The 16,132-nt window shown below is 67.5% G+C and carries 9 protein-coding genes; 3 read left to right on the top strand and 6 right to left on the bottom strand.

Features of this window, described 5'->3' with window-relative positions:
- Window positions 1–11: 11 nt before the first annotated feature.
- Entirely contained in the window at window positions 12–1,043 is a 1,032-nt protein-coding gene (gene tdh / locus KQ693_RS06860) for an L-threonine 3-dehydrogenase (protein ID WP_267260704.1), read from the bottom strand.
- Window positions 1,044–1,055: 12 nt separating this feature from the next.
- Window positions 1,056–9,140 (bottom strand): translocation/assembly module TamB domain-containing protein, encoded by an 8,085-nt coding sequence (locus KQ693_RS06855; RefSeq protein WP_267260703.1) that lies wholly within the window; start codon window positions 9,138–9,140, stop codon window positions 1,056–1,058.
- 59 nt (window positions 9,141–9,199) lie between these two features.
- On the opposite strand from KQ693_RS06855, the gene KQ693_RS06850 reads away from it, so the two are divergent.
- Window positions 9,200–9,466, top strand: a complete 267-nt coding sequence (locus KQ693_RS06850) for an acylphosphatase (protein WP_028493109.1) — start codon at window positions 9,200–9,202, stop codon at window positions 9,464–9,466.
- Here the strand turns inward: KQ693_RS06850 and hflX are convergent.
- Window positions 9,454–11,112: a GTPase HflX gene (gene hflX / locus KQ693_RS06845; protein ID WP_267260702.1), complete on the bottom strand. Its 1,659-nt coding sequence runs from the start codon at window positions 11,110–11,112 to the stop codon at window positions 9,454–9,456. The genes KQ693_RS06850 and hflX overlap by 13 nt on opposite strands.
- 88 nt (window positions 11,113–11,200) lie before the next feature.
- Between hflX and KQ693_RS06840 the strand changes: the two genes are divergently transcribed.
- Window positions 11,201–11,737, top strand: a complete 537-nt coding sequence (locus tag KQ693_RS06840) for a YdcF family protein (protein WP_267262357.1) — start codon at window positions 11,201–11,203, stop codon at window positions 11,735–11,737.
- Here the strand turns inward: KQ693_RS06840 and KQ693_RS06835 are convergent.
- From KQ693_RS06835 to KQ693_RS06825, 3 genes are read right to left on the bottom strand one after another with little or no spacing between them, the layout of a single operon-like run.
- Window positions 11,679–12,131: a DivIVA domain-containing protein gene (locus KQ693_RS06835; protein ID WP_267260701.1), complete on the bottom strand. Its 453-nt coding sequence runs from the start codon at window positions 12,129–12,131 to the stop codon at window positions 11,679–11,681. The two genes, KQ693_RS06840 and KQ693_RS06835, sit on opposite strands and share 59 nt — an antisense overlap.
- Before the next feature lie 7 nt (window positions 12,132–12,138).
- Window positions 12,139–12,774, bottom strand: a complete 636-nt coding sequence (locus KQ693_RS06830) for a YggS family pyridoxal phosphate-dependent enzyme (protein WP_267260700.1) — start codon at window positions 12,772–12,774, stop codon at window positions 12,139–12,141.
- 3 nt (window positions 12,775–12,777) lie between these two features.
- Window positions 12,778–13,605, bottom strand: a complete 828-nt coding sequence (locus KQ693_RS06825; RefSeq protein WP_267260699.1) for a purine-nucleoside phosphorylase — start codon at window positions 13,603–13,605, stop codon at window positions 12,778–12,780.
- A 45-nt stretch (window positions 13,606–13,650) separates the two neighbouring features.
- Between KQ693_RS06825 and KQ693_RS06820 the strand changes: the two genes are divergently transcribed.
- Window positions 13,651–16,116: a BamA/OMP85 family outer membrane protein gene (locus tag KQ693_RS06820; protein WP_267260698.1), complete on the top strand. Its 2,466-nt coding sequence runs from the start codon at window positions 13,651–13,653 to the stop codon at window positions 16,114–16,116.
- The last annotated feature ends 16 nt before the right edge of the window (window positions 16,117–16,132 follow it).

The following is a 16,132-nucleotide window of genomic DNA, read 5'->3' as shown; positions in this document are numbered from 1 at the left end:
GGCGCCGGGACCTAGGCCTTGGGGTCCAGGATCACCTTCACCGCCTGCCCCGAGGCCAAGAGGCCAAAGGCCTCCCGGTACTGGCTCATGGGCAGGCGGTGGGTGATGAGGGGGGTAAGGTCCACCCGGCCCGAGTAGACCAAGGCGGTGCCCTGCATCCAGGTCTGCCAGAGCCTTCTTCCCGCGATGCCGTAGGCGGTGATCCCCCGCATGACCAGCTCCCCGGCCAGGTCAAAGCGAATGGGGTCCGAGGGAATGCCCAGGATCCTGGCCTCTCCCCCCGGGATCAAGGCCTTAAGCCCCTGGTGGATGGCCACCTCATTCCCGGAAAACTCCAGGAGGACCTCCACCCCGCTTCCCGTCACCTCCTCCACCACGGAAAGGAGATCCTCCTCCAGGGGGTTCACGAGCCGGTCGGCGTAGGGCCTGGCGAAGTTCAGGCGGTAGGGGTTGGGGTCGGATACCAGGATAGGCCCGGCCCCGCTGGCCCGGGCCACCATGGCCGCCATCAGGCCGATGGGCCCCGCCCCGGTGATGAGGACGCTTTTCCCGGAAACCCCGCTTCCCGCATACACCGTGTGCACCGCATTGCCGAAGGGCTCCAGGATGGCCCCCACCTCAAAGGGCAGGTCCTTGGGGTTCACCCAGGCGTTTTCCGCCGGCACCACCACGTACTCGGCAAACCCGCCGTCCCGGTCCACCCCCAGGATCTGGGTGTTGAGGCAGACATGGTAGTTGCCCGTGCGGCAGGCGGGGCAGGCATGGCAAACTATGTGGCTTTCCAGGCTCACGTGGTCCCCCACCTGGGGCCTTTTCACTCCGGGCCCCACCCGTTCCACCACCCCGCTGAACTCGTGGCCGGTGATGAGAGGAGGCTTGATCCGGCCCCTCGCCCAATGGTCCCACCGCCAGATGTGGAGGTCGGTGCCGCAGATGCTGGCAGCCTCCACCCGCACCAGGATCTCCCCCGGGCCCGGCTCGGGCACGGGGCGTTCCACCAGGGTTAGGCCCTCTTCCGGGGCCAGCTTGGCCAAAGCGCGCATACCTGGGCCATGCTACCACCGGTAAAGGGCACCCACGCCGAAGCGGGTGGTGTCCGCCGCCTCGAGGCTAAAGCTCAAGCCCAACGCCGGGGTAAGGTCGTACCCCAGGGTGAAGGTGATGCGGGCAAGCCTGCCATCCCCTGGCAGGAAGGTGGAGCCCAGGGAAAAGGTGAGGCCATCCCGGCGGTACTGGGCGCTCAGGGTCTGCTCCCCTCTGAGGTCCAGCTCGTAGCCCAAGAAGAGCTCGGGGCTCAGGTACTTGCCCACGGAAAAGCGGGTTTCCTCCAGATCTCCCCCTTGGAGAAGGGGAAGCTGCACCTGGAAGCGGTCAAGGCCCAAGGAGCGGGCGAGCTCCCGCTCCAGCTGGCCCAGCACCAGGTTCTCCAAAGCGGCCCCCAGGGCCACCTGGGGGAGGGTTTCCGCCAACCGGGTGACGTCGGGGGTACCCAGGGTGAGGAGAGCGTAGATCTCGGGCTCGGTGAGGGCGGGATCCGAGGTGAAGTGGGGCTCGAGGCGCACCTTCACCCGGCCGTTTTCCCGCAAAAACTCCCCAGTGGCCTCCAGGAAGACCTTGTGGCCCCGGGTTTCCGTCTGGGCCTTAAGGCGAAACTCGGGGAGGATGCCCCGGTCCGGGAAAAAGCGCAGGAAGCTTGCCGTGGAATCCAGGGTAAAGAGGGAATCCCAAAGGCGGAAGTTACCCCACAGGGCCTCCACCTGTCCCGACAGGTAGGGGTCGGCGTAGCTGCCCCCCAGAAACACCTCCCCCTTGAGCTCCCCCTGGGCCAGGCTTTCCTGCACCAGGACCCCCCTTTCCGCATACACCCGCACCCCCTCGAAGACCAGGGGCACGGGGGTGGGCTTTCCCGCCCCGCTTCCCCCCAGCTCCACCCCCCCCTGGGTCAGCTCCTTGGCCCTTGCCTCCGGCAGGGCCAGCCTGGCCCTCAGGACCTCGGCGTTGCCCGTGAGGTGGTAGGTGCCCTTCTCCTCGTAGAGGAAGAAGCTCTTCACGTCCAGAAGGCCCTCTTGCAGGTAGTACCGGGGGTAGTAAAGGGGAAGCCGGCCGTAGCCGGCAAGGCGCAAGGGGAAGAGGGTTCCCTGGGCCTGGGCCTCCCCCAGGTGGATCTCCACCCCGTAGCCCGGGTAGCGGAAGGCCACCTCCGCTGGGGTTTCCTCCTTGAGCCCGGGCAGGGTAACCACGCCCTTGGCGCTAACCTGAAATTCCTCCAATCTGCCCTCGAGGCCCAGCCTGGCCTTCCCGGGGAAGGGAGCCAAAAGGGTGAGCTCCCCCTCCGCCCGCGCCCCCCCGTTCAAGGAAAGAAGCCCCTGGGGAAGGTACCCTGCCACCGGCCCCAAGCGGAAGCGGAAGTCCTTGAACTCCACCTGGAAACCCTCCCCTTTAAGCCTCAGGAGGAGGCTTCCCGAACCCTCGGGCCGGTAGGGCTTTAAGGGGGGCACCACCTGGAGCACTGGGGTGAAGACCGTGTCCCTGAGGCTTAGGTAAAGGTCGCTCCCCTCCGGGCTCCAGTACCCCCCGCCCTCCCAGCTTCCCCGGCCCAGAAGGCGGAGCCGGTCCACCAGGACCCGGCCTTCCTCCAGGCGAAAGACCGCCTGGCCCTTAAGCTCATCCCCAGCCCCCACGAAGCGCAAGGCCTCCCCCACCAGGACTCCCTCGCCCCGCAAGGGGTGGGAAAGGGGAAGGCGGAGCCGCACCGCCCCCGTCCAGTAGGCCTCCCCCTCCAGGGGCCCCGCCACCGCCATGAGGAGGAGATGCAGGGGAAAGCCCCGGAGGGAAGCGGAAAGGTCCAGCCGATCCCCCTCGAGGGCCACTTGGAAGGGACTTTGCCCAAGCTGCCCCTTGCCCTGCACCAACCCAGGCCCCAAAGCTCCCGCGAAGAGGAAGGGGAGGGGGCTTCCCGCCACCTCCGCCTCCCCCTCCAGCCGGCCCTGGGCCCGGGTACCCTCCAGGGCCAGCTCCCCGGAAACCACCCCCTTTAGATAAGGAGCGTAGCGGCCCACGAGATCCTCCAAGGCCGCTCCCTCCAGGCGAAGCCTGCCGCTAAGGGGAAGAAGCCTTCCTTTGGCGGTGATCCGGCCCACCGCTCCCTCCAGGGCCCCCTCCACCTGGTACCCCTCTCCAAAAACCCGGCCCCGGAAGCGGCTTTCCAGGGGAGGAAGGGAAAGGTCCACCTGGAGTTCACCGGCAGGGGGATAGGCAAGCTCGCCGGCAAGGTAGGGACCCTCCGCCCGGAGCCTGGCTTCCAAAAGCCTCCCTGCCACCTCCAGGGCCTGTTCCCCCGCCCGGTAGAAAATCCGGTAGGTCCCTCCAAGATCCACCTCTCCCTGAAGCCTCCCCGCCCCCGCCACCCACCAGGAAAAGGCAGGATGCTCCCCCAAGAGGCGCACCCGGTCCTTCTCCCCTTCCAGGCGCAAGCGGAAGCCGGAAAGGTCGAAGGCCAAGGCCCCCTCCACCTTGCCCCCGGCATAGGCCAAGGCCCCTTCCCCTTGGGGGCTGGTCAGGATCAGGGACAGATCCTTCAGGTTCAAGCCTCCCTCCAGGGGCAGACCCACCCCGGGCATCCGGTAGTCCAGAAGAAGCCTTTCCCCCTGCCCCAAAACCCCAAGGCCCCCGGGCAACAGGGCCTTCAGGATCCTTCCCTCTCCTTCCGCCTGGCGGCCCGCCAGGTCCAGGCGCACTCCCCCCACCTCCAGACGAGGCCAGGCCAGGCGCACCCTTTCCCCCAAAACCTCCCCCTGGAGTTCGGGAACCTGTTTGCCGGAAAGCTCCAGGCTTCCCTCCTTAAAGGCCACCTTCCCCTTCCAGGCCTCCTGCCAGGCCACCTGCCCCTCGAGGTCCCCGTGGAACTCCAGGGTGAGCCCTTCCCTTCCGTACCGCCCTTCCACCTCAGCCCTCCGGCCCCAGGCCAGGAGGGCCAGGTTCAACCCCACTTCCCGCCAGGGACCCTCCACCCTGCCGGAAAGGGTCAAGGGACCATAGCGGAACCCCTCAAACTGGAAGGCCACGCCCTTAGGCCCCACCTCGCCGGAAACCCCCGCCCCGGAAACCCCCACCCGGAAGCCCTGAAGCCCCATCAGGGAAAGCGCCACCTCCCCGTAGCGGTACTGGCCCTTAAGCCACTCCCCGGGATAAACCCCTTCGGCCCAAAGCTCCCCCAGGCCCCGGGGCAGGGCCCCGGCGTAGCGGTAGGCCAGGCGGAAGGGGGAAAGATCCAGCCGCCCGGAAAGAGGAAGCCCCTCTCCCAAAAGATCCAGGCCCAGCCCCTCTCCCCGGGCCAGGACCACCCCATAGGGGGTGGAAAGCCTGCCCTCCCCTGTAACCCTTCCCCGGTACCCCTTTTCCGCCAGGTAGCGGTACTGGCCCTGGAAGGCCACACCCTGGTACGCCAGGCTCCCTGAAACCCAGGCCTCGAGGCCCAGGCACCTCCCCAAGGGCAACGGCAGGCAGAACCCTCCCTCCCATAGGCCCTGCCAGGCCCCCTCCCCCTGGAGCTGGAACAAGCCCGCCCCGAGATCCACCCTTCCGGCAAGCCCCCCCTGGGGCAGGGGGTAGCGGAGGGTGAGGAGGCCGGAAAGCCCCTTCCGGTAGCGGGCTTCCCCCATAAGCCCCGGCCCCTGGAAGCTCCCCACCACCTCCCCATCCCGGTACCTCACCTCCACCTTCCCCCCAAGCACCTCCCCCAGAAGCTCCGCCCGCAGAGGCCAGAGCCAGGCCTTCCCGGATAGCCGTCCCTCCGGACGCTCCAGGCTTACCTTAAGGGCCTCCTGCCAGGGCCCATCCGCCTCCGCCTTAACCCGCACGGGAAGGCCAAAGGGGGCGAGGTCCCGGTCCAAGTCCAGGACCAGATGCCCCTCCGCAAGCCTCAAGCGGAAACCCTCCGCCTCCCCCACCAGGGAAAGGGCCTCTACCCCAACCGGCCCACCCCGGTAGCGGTAGGCAAAGCGGAAGGGCAAAACCTCCCCGTTCCCCAAGAGGCTTCCCTGGCCCTCCAACTGGCCCAGGGGCTGACCCCGGGGAAGCCCAGGCCACCCCGCTTGAAAACTGCCCTGGGCTTCCAGCCGTACTTGGCCCAGCTCCAGGCGGTATTGGGCCCTCCCGGAAAGGAAAAGGTCCTCCAGGGTCGCTTCCGCCGCCACCTCCCCCGGAAGGTCCTTGCCCTTTAGGGTAAGGTGCAAAGGCCCTTCCCCCTCCCCCTTTAGGAGAAGCCCATGCCCCTCCGCCCAAAGCCTTCCCCGATACCCCTCCGGGCCCCAGGAAAGATCCATCCGAAGGGCCATTCCCTCCACCTTGCCCTCGCCCTGCGCCGAAAGGTGCCAGGCCCCGTCGTACCGGGCCAACAAGACCAAGGGCGCCTCCCAGGAAACCTCCGCCCGGGTTCCCTCCCCCTTCAGGCGCAAGGGGCCTTCCTGCAGCAGGTAGCGGAGGCTCCTAAACCTTCCCTCCCCCCGGTAGCGGCTCCCCTCAAAGGCCCACGCCACCTCCCCTTCCCCGTATGGGGAGGCATGGCGCAGGGTACCCTCCCCCCTCAAGGCCAAGAGGTTTACCCGGCCCGCAAGCTCCGTCCACCCAAGCCCCTCCCGCTGGTAGCGGGCTTCCAGGGCCAGGCCCTCCAAGGGACCCCTAAGCCCAAGCCTCAAGGGACCGTAACGGAAACTCCCCTCCACCTCCCCCTGAAGCCCGGGCCCCAGGCGGAGCCTGCCCTCCCCGGACACCCCCCCTAGCCCCCAGAGCCTCCCCTCCTTGGGAGCCCAGGCCAGGCCCGCATCCCGATCGGCGAGGAGGAGGCGGAGAATCCCTTCCTGGTAGTCCAGGGCCAGGGATTCCGTCCCATAGCGCACCCGCGCCCAGGCCTCCCCTTCGCCGGAAAGGGTCAGCCTCCCCCCCGCCCTTCCCGCAAGGGAAAGGCCCAGGGCCCGGGCCAAGGGGGCCACCTCCTCCAGGGAAAACCCCACCTCCTCCCCCGTTAGCGCCGCCTCGCCGCCCTCCCACCTTAGGGCCAGGAAGGGCTTACCCTGGTATCCCCCCTGGAAGGTGAAGGGCAGGCCGGCAAAGTTCCCCTCCCCCTTCCCCGCCACCTGAAGCCCCTGGCCCTGGAAACTCCCCGCAATCCTTCCCTCCTTTCCCAGGGCAGCAAAGGGCAAGGCCAGGCTACCCCTATAGCTAAGTCCCTCCCCCTCGAGGGACAAGGGACCTTGCAACCGGTAGCGAAGGCCTCCCCCCTCGGTCCACACCTGGCCCGAAAGGGGCACGGCGCCAAAGTAGGGAAGCCGAGCCTCCCCGGAAAGCCCCAGGCGGAAGGCCCGCCAGGGCCCTTCCCCTTCCGCCTCTAGGCGCACTCCCAGCCCGTTTTTCTCGTACTCTCCCCGCACCGCCAAGGAAAGCCCTTCCGGGGAAACCTGGCCCTCTCCCTGGAAGTAGGGCCCAGAAAGCCTTGCCCGGGCGGAAAGAAGCTCCTCCCCGGTGAAAAGGGCCTCCCCGTAGGGGCTTTCCAGCCTAAGCCTTCCACCCCGGGTACCCCAGGTGCCGCTGGCCCGTGCGGGAAGCCCCCAAGGGGAAAGGTCAAAGGCTTCCGCCCGGAGTAGAAGGCTTAGACCCCCCTCGTACCCTCCCAGGAGGCGAAGACCCGGAGCCTGGCCCTGGAAGCGGAAGACCGCCCCCCGCCCCACCAGGCTGAGCCTTAGGTCCAGCCTCTCCAGGTGGGCCTGGGCCTGGTAGGCAAGCCCCAGGAGGTCCAGCCTTCCTGCCATCCGCACCGGACCCGCATAGGGAACCTCCCCCTGCCCCCTTACCCTTAGGTCCCGCCAGCCTCCCTGAGCCTCCACGCGGCCATAGGGAGAGGAAAGGCTAAGATGGCCTTTTTCCAGGGTGCCCTCCGCCTGGAAGCGGCCGGAAACCCCTCGGTACCTCCAAGGAAGGGCCAGGTGGAAGGGATACCGCCCGGCGAACTCCAGCCTCCCCACCCCCAGCACTTCCAAACCTTTCCGGTCCAGACGGAAGGCCAAAGGAGGCACCTCGAGGCCCTCCGGCAGGGGAGGGAGGAACCTACCCGCAATCCGCAGCTCCGGGTAGACCTCCCCTTCCCCCTGGGCGTACCCCTTTAGCCCCGCCAGGACCAGCCTTCCACTCTCCCCCTGCAAAACCCCTGCCAGCCAAGGGGTTTCCACCCGGGCCCAGCCCTGGAAGCCCCCATCATAGAGGAGGTCGGCCCCAAGGACCAAGGGTCCCAGCCGCGCCCTTCCCCTCAGGCTTAAGCCCCCTTGATAGCGCAGGAGAAGGTCCTGGGCCTTCAAGGTGAGGCCCGGCTTTGGGCCGTAAGCCCCAGCAAAGGGGAGGCTTCCCCAGGGGGTCATGAACCTTCCCTGGATCTCCGCCCCCAGGCGGCGCAGGTTCCCTTCCGCCTCCAGATAACGGCCCTTCAGGGCAAGCCTTCCCGAAAGCTCGCCATCCCGGTACAGGGCTTGCCCGGAAAGACGGAACTCGTCCAGGGCGTGGATGGGCAGGTCCCGCAGGCGCAGGGCCAGGATCCCACCCCGGTACTCCCCCTCCCCATAGGGGCTTCGGAAGCGGAAGGCTCCCTTTTCCTGCCCCACCTGCAAGGGGAAGGCCGCATAGGGGGAGGTGTAGTGCAAGGAAGCCTCGAGCCTCCCCGAGATCAGCTTTCCCTCCCCCTCAAGGCTTCCCACCGCCAGGGGCGTGGGACTAAGGGCCAGAAGAAGGTGGCTCCAGGTTCCCCGGAGGGCCAAGGGTCCAAGCTGGCCCGCCACTTGCTCCCCATTCCCTGCCACCTCCCCCGAAAGATCCAGGGATCGGAAGAAGGAAAGGCGCACCCCGGGGCTTTGCACCCGGGCCTGCCAGCGGCTTCCCTCGCTTTCAAAGGCCACCTGGGCCCATCCCTCCAGGGGCCTGGGCCAGGCCACCTGGCCCCGGGCTTCCGTGCGGTTCCCCTGGCCCTCAAGGACGACCCTGCTTCCCAAGGAATCCTCCAGGCTCGCCTGGTAGTCCTGGCCCACCAGGCCAAAGCCCAGCCGGTAGGTGCGGTCAAAAAGCCTTCCCTCCGCCTCCGCCTTCAGGGAGAAGACCCGGTCGAAGGAAAGGGTTCCCCGGTGGCGGAAGGGCTCGGAGAGGAGCCGCCCCTCCCCCCAAAACCTCCCCTTGACCCGGATCCGGTCCCAGCCCTCCCCCTCAAGCCGAAGCTCCCCATCCCCCTCCACCGGCAGGGCAAGGCGGTAGTGCCGGGCCAGGGCGGGAAGCCGGGGCCGGCCCGTGAGGAAAAAGCGGTAGCGCTCCGCCTTCAAGTCCACCTGGATCCTGGCGGAAAGGGGCCCCTCGAGGCCCACCCCCCTTAGCTCCGCCTCCACCCGATCCTCCTCTAGGCGGATGGGCCCCTCCACCCGGGTGAGGAGGAAGCCCAAAAGCTCCACCACCCCTTCCTCCACATGGCTTTCCCCTTCCACACCCGTGGGCAGAAGGCGAAAAACCCCGGAAAGCCTTCCCCCCTTAAGCCCCGGGTAGAAGAAGGAAAGCCCTGCCACCTCACCCCTATAGCGCACCTCCCAGGCGGAAAGATCCCGGGCCAAGGCCCGCGCCTCCCCCTGGAAGCTTCCCCCGGGAAGCCGGGCGATAAAGGCATAGGGGTTTTCCCCGGCCAAGGTGAGGCGCAGGGGAGGCAGGAAAAGCCTCTTCCCCTTGGGAAGCTCCACCTGGACCTCCTCCAGGAGGAACTGCCGGTAGACCACCCGAACGCTGGGGGGCGGTCCGGGTTTTTCCGGGATCAAGGCCTCCCAGGTGGGCTTGAGCCTCGCACCCCGTAGGGCCACGGAAAGGGGAAGCTCCTTGCGCAAAAGCCCGAGAAGGTCATAGCCCAGACTCACCTCCCGGGCCTCGAGGGCCACGCCCTCCCCCCTCAGGGCCACCCCCTTCAGGCGGAGGCCAAAGAGAAGGTGGCCCCTCACCTCCCCCACCTGCCCCTGGAAGCCCGAAAGGGCAAGCCCCCGCTCCACGGCAAGCCGCAAAAGGGGAGGCCAGGCCAAAAGGAGAAGGGCCAGGGCGAACCCCAGGAGGAGGAGAAGCCCCCGCCGCATCCCTCTTAGCATAGGCACCGGAGATGAAAACCGCGTGGCAAGGAGGCTAAAATGCCACCATGCCGCGCCTGGTGGCCTTGGTCAAGGGAAGGGTACAGGGAGTGGGGTACCGGGCCTTCGCCCAGAAGAAGGCCCTGGAGCTCGGGCTTTCCGGCTATGCGGAGAACCTCCCCGACGGCCGGGTGGAGGTGGTGGCGGAAGGCCCTGAGGAAGACCTCCTCACCTTCCTCCACTACCTCAAGCAGGGACCCCGCCTGAGCCGGGTGGAGGAGGTGGAGGTCCAGTGGGCCGAGGAAACCGGCCTAAAGGGGTTTTACGTGTACTGAGGAGCCTGGGCCCACGGCTGGGGCCGCACCCCCACCCTTAGGAGGGCCTCCGCCAGGGCTTTCCTCAGCTCCGGCACCCCCGTACCCTTCAAGGCGGAAACCGGCACCCCACCCAGCCTCTCCTGAAGGTAGAAGAGGTCGTAGGGGGCCGCCCGGTCCACCTTGGAGAGGGCCAGGACCCGGGGGGCCTCCACCCCCAGCTCCGCCAGAAGCTCCTCCACCACCCGGTACCGCCCCATGGCCCCTTCCTCCGAGGCATCCAGGACGTGGATGAGAAGATCGGCCTCCCGCACCTCCTCGAGGGTGGCCCGGAAGGCGGTGAGGAGCTCCTTGGGCATCTGGCGGATGAAGCCCACGGTATCCGTGAAGAGCACCTCCCCTACCCCCGGCAGGAAGCCCCGGCGGGTGAGGGGCCTTAGGGTGGCGAAGAGCTTGTCCTCTCCCGGCTCCCCGCCCCGGGCCAGGGCCTGGAGGAGGGTGGTCTTGCCGGCGTTGGTGTAGCCCACCACGGCGATCAGGGGCACACCCCGGCGCTTCCTCTGCCGCCTCGCCTCCTCCCGGCGCCGGGTGAACTCCTGGAGCTTATGGCTTAGGTGGGCGATCCTTTCCTGAAGCCTTCTCCTGTCCACCTCCAGCTTGGTTTCCCCGGGCCCCCGGGTGCCGATCCCACCTCCCAGGCGGCTCAGCTCCTTCCCCTTCCCCACCAGGCGGGGGAGAAGGTACCTGAGCTGGGCCAGCTCCACCTGGGTCTGGGCCTCGGGGGTTTTGGCGTGCAGGGCGAAGATGTCCAGGATGAGCTGGGTACGGTCCAGGACCTTGAGGCCCGTGGCCTTCTCGATCTCCCGGGCCTGGGTGGGGGTGAGCTCCAGGCCGAAGATGAGGGTGGAGGCGTTTTCGTGGTAGGCCAGGCTCTTGAGCTCCTCCAGCTTGCCCAGCCCCACCAGGTACCGGGGGTCCAGGTGGGGGCGGAAGACCAGCACCTTTTTCACGGGCACCCCGCCGGCGGTGCGGGTGAGCTCGGCGAGCTCCGATAGGTAGGCCTCCGCTTCGGGGCCTTCCCCCCGGTCCACCCCCACCAGGATAGCCCGCTCCCCGCTGCCGTCTACCAGCTCCCGCACCCGGGCCTGGCGGGCCAGCTCCTCCTCCAGGGCCTCCACCTCCGCCTTGTGGTCAAAATCCAGGTACTGGAAGTAGGGCTTGGGGGGAAGGATACGCCAGTCCTCCTCCAGGGCCTTGGGCGGGGAGAGGAAGGCCAGGTGCAGGGTGGTGGGCCTGCCGTCCTCCACCTCCAAGGCTGCCAAACTGTCCAGCCGGTTCAGGAAAAGCACCGAGAGGTCGGGGCGGGAAAGCCCTCCCTTGGCCAGGTGGGTGTGGAGGAGCCGGTAGCCCGATAGCCTCCTCTCCCCCCTGGCCCCTTCGGGGATGGGCAGGTCCTTGGCATCCCCCACCCCCACCCGCACCACCCGGCCCTCCCGGTCCAAGAGCAGGCTTACAGGCCTCCCGATCTCCTGGGAGAGCCCGGCCAGGGCCTGGGCCAACTCGGGAGTGAGGACCCTCTCCGGGGGAATCCGCCTGCGGCACAGGTTGGAAAGCCTCTTTAGCTCGCTCTTCTTGAGCCCCTCGGTCTTGCCGAAGATCTTCTCCAATGCTCCTTCAGTATACCAAAAAACCGCCCCTGGCCCTAGATTGAAAAAGGTGCGCTGGCTTGCTCTGGTCCTTCTCTTGGCCCCGGCCATGGCCCAGCCAAGCTACGGCTGGATCGTGGTCCTGGGGGCGGCCCAGTACGGGGGCAGGCCCTCCCCCGCCCTGGAAAGGCGCCTCGAGGCAGCCTTGGCCCTGTACCAAAGGGGCCTCGCCCCCAGGGTGGCGGTGGCGGGGGGCAGGCTCCCCGGGGACCGTTACAGCGAGGGGGAGGTGGGCTGCCGCTACCTTAGGAGCAAAGGTATACCCCGGGAAGCCCTCCTTTGCGAAACCCAAAGCCAGACCACCTACGAGAACCTCCTCTTCCTCAAGCCCCTTCTTTCCGGGCGCATCCTCTTGGTCACCGATGCCCCCCACCTGCCCCGGGCCCTTTTCCTGGCCCGGCTTCTGGGCTTAAAGGCGGAGGGCCACCCGGTGGAGGGACCCTACCCCCTGGGGTACTGGCTGAAGGAAACCCTTTACCGCCTCTGGCTCTACCTGGGCCTGAAACCCCTCCCCGGAGGGCACAGCCTCAGGAACCCCCCTCCAGATGCCTCAAGGAGTCCAGGTACCCCTGCAAAAGGGCCTTGAGTTGCGCCACGAAAAGGGTTTTCTCCTGCTTAACCCGCTCCACCTCCCCCTTCAAGCGCTTAAGCTCCTCCGCCGCCTCCTTGAGCACCTGGTCCTTGGCCGCCAGGGCCTCCTTCCTGATCAGCTCTGCCTCCCGTTCCGCCTGGGCCTTGAGCTCGCGGGCGATGCGCTCCGCCGCCACCACCGCCCGCTTCAGCTCCCCTTCCGCCTCCTTCAGGCGGGCCACCTCCTCCTCCAGCGCCCTAAGCCTTTCCTTGAGCCCCTCGTTCTCCTGGATGAGGCCCTCCATGACCTCGGCCACCCGGGCCAAATAGCTCCTCACCGCCTCCTTCTGGTAGCCGCGAAGCCCCGTGGGAAACTCCTGGTAGCGCACGTCCAAGGGAGTTAGGTCCATGTGCACCTCAGTCTACAAAAAGCGCCCGGCCCACCCGCACCAGAGTGGCCCCCTCCTCGATGGCGATGGGGAAATCGTCGGACATTCCCATGGAGCGCTCGGGAAGGCTATAGCGGTCGGCGAGCTCCGAAAGCCTCCGGAAGATGGGGCGGACCACGGCCTCAGGGCCCATCGGGGGCACGGTCATGAGGCCCAGGACCTCCAGGTGCGCCATCTCCCGCACCCGGGCCAGGGCCTCGGGCAGCTCCTCCTCCAAAAACCCATGCTTCTGGGGCTCCCGGCCCAGGTTCACCTCCACCAGGACCCTAAGCCTTACCCCCTCCTTCTCCCCCACCCGGTCCAGGGCCTCCGCCAGGCGCAGGGAGTCCAGGGAGTGGATGAGGGCAAACCGGGGGGCGAACTTGGCCTTGTTGCGCTGCAAGGGGCCGATGAGGTGCCACTCCGCCTCCAGAAGCTCCATCTTCTTCAAGGCCTCCTGTACCCGGCTTTCCCCCAGGGGGAAGGAACCGTAGCGGAGGACCTTCTCCCTGATCTCCTCCACGCTCCTTCCCTTGGTCACCGCCACCAGGCGCACCCCCCTGGGATCCCGCCCCGCACGGCGGCAGGCGGCCTCCATGGCCTCGAGGACCTCGGGAAGCCCCATGGCCTAAAGCTCGGCCAGGATGCCCCGCACGAAGCGGCGGAAGATGGGCCCGGTCTTGGCCGCCACCGCCAGGACCTCCTCCTCCGTGGCGTGGCGCTCCCTTTCCGGCACCGCCATGTCCGTGATGGTGGAAAGGCCCAGGACCCTGGCCCCCAGGTGCCTTAAGGCGATGACCTCGGGAACCGTGGACATCCCGATAGCATCAGCCCCAAGATCCCTGAGCACCTTCAGCTCGGCCCGGCTGGCGAAGCTGGGCCCCATGAACCAGGCGTAGACCCCCTCAAAGAGGTGGAGGTCCTGCTTCCTGGCCACCTTGCGGGCCAGCTCGATGAGACCCGGGTCATAGGCCTCGAACATCACGGGGAAGCGGGGGCCCAGGCGCTCGTCGTTTTTCCCCCTAAGGGGGTTGGTCCCGGCGAAGTTGATGTAGTCCAGGTGGAGCATGATCCCCCCGGCCTGGAACCTGGGGTTAAGCCCTCCCGCCGCCGAGGTGAGGATGAAGGTTCTGGCCCCCAGGAAATACCCCACCCGCACGGGGAAGACCACCTCCTCGGCGCTGTAGCCCTCGTAGTAGTGGACCCGGCCTTGGTACACCAGAACCCGCTTGCCTTCCAGCTCCCCCAGGATCAGCCTCCCCGCATGCCCCGGGGCGGTGGAAAGGGGAAAGTGGGGGATCTCCCCGTAGGGGATCTCCGCCTCCTTGGCCACCTCCTCCGCCAGGGGGCCAAGCCCCGAGCCCAGGACGATCCCCACCTCTGGCACAAACCCGGTCTTGGAGCGAATGTAGGCCACGGCCTCCTGGATCTTGTCGTAGACTTCCATGGCGAACATTCTACTCTCACGCCCCCTTCACCCGCCTCTGGTAAGCTTTCCGCCATGAAACGGCTTTTTGCCCTGGTGTTCCTGGGCCTTCTGGCCCTGGCGGCCCCCATCCGCGAGGTGGCGGTGGAGGGAGGCGACCCCGTCCTCCAGGCCCTGGCCCGGGCGGCCTTGCCCTTCGGCGCAGGGGATGAGCCCGGGGACCTCGAGGAGGCCCGGAAGGCCATCCTGGCCACCGGCTACTTCCAGCAGGTGGAGGTCCGGCTGGAAGGGGATGTCCTCTGGGTCCGCCTCACCCCCTACCCCCCCATCGGCCAAGTGAGGGTGGAGGGCAAGGCCTTCCCCCAGGAGGCCCTCCTGCGCTTTCTGGAGCAGAACTTCGCCATCGGCCCGGAGGCCACCTATAACCCCATCCGGGCCGGGGAGGCCGCCAAGGCCCTGGCCGAGGCCTACCGGCAGAATGGCTTCCCCTTCTCCCCCAAGGTGGAGGTGGAGGCCAAGGAGCAGGCGGGCAAAATGGCCCTCACCTTCCGGGTGGAGGAAAGCCCGGAGGTGAAGGAGGTCCGCCTCACGGGGGCGAGCCTTCTACCCGAGGCCGAACTCCTAAAGGCCCTGGAGCCCCTCAAGGGCCCCTTTGACTTCGCCAAATACCAGGAGGCCTTAAGGGCCCTCGGCGCCCGCTACGAAAAAGCAGGCTACCGCTTTAGCGGCCCCGATCCCCAGGGAAGCCGCCTCGAGAACGGCCTCCTCACCGTGGCGGTGCGGGAGCTTAAGGTGGTGCGCATCCAAGGAGGTGGCCTGGACCTCACGGGCTTCCCCCTGAAGCCGGGGGACTACCTGCGCTACGACCTCCTTCTGGAAGGGGTGCAGGCGCTTTCCAAAAAGCTTTCCCGGGTGGTGAACTTCAACCTCACCCCCGAGGGGGAAGGGGTGGCAGTGGAGCTTCAGCTGGGCCCGGAAGGCGGGGTGATCGAGCGGGTGGAGATCAGCGGCAACACCGCCTTCCCCACGGAAGCCCTCCTGGCCCTCCTCCGCCTGAAGCCGGGAGAGGTCTACACCCCCGCCCTGGCCCAGGAGGACGCCCGGCGCCTCGCCAGCCACTACCAGGAAAACGGCTACGAGGTGGCCGACGTGCGCTTTGGCTTCCAGGAAGGGGTCTTCCGCCTGCAAGTGCTGGAGCTCAAGATCGGGGGCTACCGCCTGGAGTGGCAGGGCGAGCACCGCACCCAGGACGAGGTGATCCTGAGGGAGCTCCCCAGGCCGGGAAGCCTCTTCAGCGTTCCCGCCCTGCGCCAGGGCATCGCCCGCCTCATGGCCACGGGGCTTCTCTCCGAGCCCCCCGGGGTGCGCCTGGCCCCCGGGGAGAAGGAGGACCAGGTGGTGGTGGTCCTCTCCCTGAAGGAGGCCCGCACCGGGCTCTTCCAGCCCGCCCTGGGCTGGAGCTCCCTGGAGGGGTGGTCGGGAAGCGTGTCCTTCAAGGAAACCAACCTCTTCGGCCTGGCCCACCAGGTAGGGGTGGACCTGGCCTTTGTGCAAAACGACGCCAAGGACAACCTTTCCCTCTCGGTCAGCTACGCTATCCCCTGGCTCTACCTGGACTACTGGGACCTCAAGGAAGTGCGCACCAGCCTTTCCTTCAGCCTCTTTTCCACCCCCATCGGCAACAACAAGCTCCTGGACGGCAGCACGGACACCGGCTGGGAGTACACGGAAAGGCGCACCGGCGCTGGGTTCTCCCTCTCCCGTCCCTTCTCCCAGGAGTTGGAAAACCTGCGCCTATCCCTGGGGCTTTCCGCCAGGCGGTCGGCGTATGCCCTCGAGGTCTTTGATCCCAACGCCCCCTGCAACCCCGCCGTCACCGACACCAATGACCCCAAGTACTGCGACGGCACGGGCTATAAGAATGTTAGCAAGGCCCAAAGTCTCCTCCCCACCCCGGGCTGGACCCTGAGGCTGGACACCGGCGTCACCTACACGGACGTGGACAACCCCCGCTTCCGCACCCAGGGGTACGAGGCGGGCCTCAGCACCGGCCTTGGTCTTTCCTTCCCCGATACAGGGGGGCGGAGCTTCTTCGTGCCCCTGGTGGCCACGGGCAAGACCTACTACGGCCTGGACCAGGAAAAACGACAGGCCCTGGCCTTCCGTCTCTCCGCTGGCACCCTCTTGGGCTTCCCCCCGGAAAGCGAGCGCTTCTTCCTCTCCGGGGGTGGCTCCGAGGCCTTCCTCCTCAGGGGCTACGAGGACCGCAAGTACGGGGGGCTTTCCTTCGCCACGGCCAGCGTGGAGTACCGCTACAACTTCAACCTCTCCCCCCAAGGGGGCACGAACCTCTACGGGATCCTCTTCGCCGACCTGGGGCTTGCCGACAACACCGGCGGGGTGAAGTGGGGGGCGGGCCTGGGCTTCCAGCTGGACCTGGACCTCTTCGGGGCCCTTCTCCCCTCTTTGCGCCTGGACTACGCCTTCAGCCCGGAAAGCCCTACAGGAAGGCTCCACTTCCGCATCGGGCCCATGTTCTAGAATGGGGTTGTGGCCC

It is taken from the genome of Thermus brevis (assembly GCF_026427635.1).
In the GTDB taxonomy this organism is placed as follows: Bacteria; Deinococcota; Deinococci; order Deinococcales; family Thermaceae; genus Thermus; species Thermus antranikianii.
Note: the sequence above shows the minus strand (reverse complement) of the source record. Positions and strands in the feature narration are given on the sequence as shown.

Bases quoted from the DNA above. Each gene is read 5' to 3' on its own strand.
- KQ693_RS06830 (WP_267260700.1), bottom strand. From the start codon at position 12,774: ATGGGGCTTCCCGAGGTCCTCGAGGCCATGGAGGCCGCCTGCCGCCGT.
- KQ693_RS06850 (WP_028493109.1), top strand. From the start codon at position 9,200: ATGCCGCGCCTGGTGGCCTTGGTCAAGGGAAGGGTACAGGGAGTGGGG.
- KQ693_RS06855 (WP_267260703.1), bottom strand. From the start codon at position 9,140: ATGCGGCGGGGGCTTCTCCTCCTCCTGGGGTTCGCCCTGGCCCTTCTC.
- KQ693_RS06840 (WP_267262357.1), top strand. From the start codon at position 11,201: ATGGCCCAGCCAAGCTACGGCTGGATCGTGGTCCTGGGGGCGGCCCAG.
- KQ693_RS06835 (WP_267260701.1), bottom strand. From the start codon at position 12,131: ATGGACCTAACTCCCTTGGACGTGCGCTACCAGGAGTTTCCCACGGGG.
- tdh (WP_267260704.1), bottom strand. From the start codon at position 1,043: ATGCGCGCTTTGGCCAAGCTGGCCCCGGAAGAGGGCCTAACCCTGGTG.
- KQ693_RS06825 (WP_267260699.1), bottom strand. From the start codon at position 13,605: ATGTTCGCCATGGAAGTCTACGACAAGATCCAGGAGGCCGTGGCCTAC.
- KQ693_RS06820 (WP_267260698.1), top strand. From the start codon at position 13,651: ATGAAACGGCTTTTTGCCCTGGTGTTCCTGGGCCTTCTGGCCCTGGCG.